This is a genomic window from Streptomyces sp. NPDC029674, from assembly GCF_044903205.1.
Taxonomy (GTDB): domain Bacteria; phylum Actinomycetota; class Actinomycetes; order Streptomycetales; family Streptomycetaceae; genus Streptomyces.
This window is the reverse complement of sequence record NZ_JBJDPY010000077.1, coordinates 1-1,009: the sequence shown is the minus strand read 5'-3', so window position 1 is coordinate 1,009 and position 1,009 is coordinate 1. Positions and strand designations below refer to the sequence as shown.

The following is a 1,009-nucleotide window of genomic DNA, read 5'->3' as shown; positions in this document are numbered from 1 at the left end:
GTGGTGGTGCCCGCACTGCCAGAGCTGAGCCGGACGCACCCGAACGGTGGCCACGTGTGGTCCCCGCTCCCTACGCTGAACCCGCCCCGACCCGAGGAGAAGTCATGGCCGACCCGTTCCCGAAGGACCCGGAGGGCGCCGTCGTCGCGCTCGTGCTGGCCGGTGGCACCGGCGGCCGCCTCATGCCGCTCACCGCGGCCCGCGCCAAGCCGATGGTGCCGCTGGCGGGCCAGTACCGGCTGATCGACGTCGTGCTGTCCAACCTGGCCCACTCGCGCCTGCGGGACGTGTGGGTCGTGGAGCAGTACCGCCCCTTCACGCTCAACCAGCACCTGGCCGGCGGCCGGCCGTGGGATCTCGACGGCACCCGCCACGGCCTGCGGCTCCTGCCCCCCGCGCAGGGCCGCGCCGAGGAGGGCTTCGCCCGCGGCAACGGGCACGCGATCGCCCAGCAGCTGCCGCTGCTGGAGCAGTTCGGCGCCGAGACCGTGGTCGTGCTCTCCGCAGACCACCTGTACCAGCTGGACCTGCGCCCCGTGCTGGCCGAGCACGCCCGCTCCGGCGCCGAGCTCACCGTGGTCACCACCGAGACGGACGAGGACCCCTCGCGCTTCGGCGTCGTGCAGGTGGACGACGACGGCGCCGTGACCGACTACGTCTACAAGCCGGAGGACCCGGCGGGCGCGCTCGTGGCCACCGAAGTGTTCGTGTTCGACGTCGCCGCGCTCTCCGAGGTGGTCGGCGACCTCGTGGCGGGCGAGTACGATACGGCCACCAAGGACGAGGGCGAGACCGATGTGGACGGCGACCCCGTGGGCTCCTCCCTCGGCGACTACGGGGAGAGCATCGTCCCGGCGTTCGTGGCGCGGGGGCGCGTGCGGGAGCACCGCCTCGTCGGGTACTGGCGGGACATCGGCACCCTGGACGCATACGTCCGCGCCCACCGGGAGATCCTCGAGGGCACCGGCCTGGACGTCGCCGCCGAAGGCTGGCCGCTGATCACCAACCC

The 1,009-nt window shown here is 73.4% G+C and carries 1 protein-coding gene; it reads left to right on the top strand.

The features are described from left to right. Positions 1–104: 104 nt before the first annotated feature. Positions 105–1,009, top strand: a 905-nt coding sequence (locus ACI2L3_RS40485; protein ID WP_404757469.1) for a glucose-1-phosphate adenylyltransferase family protein, incomplete at its 3' end; no start/stop codon positions are given.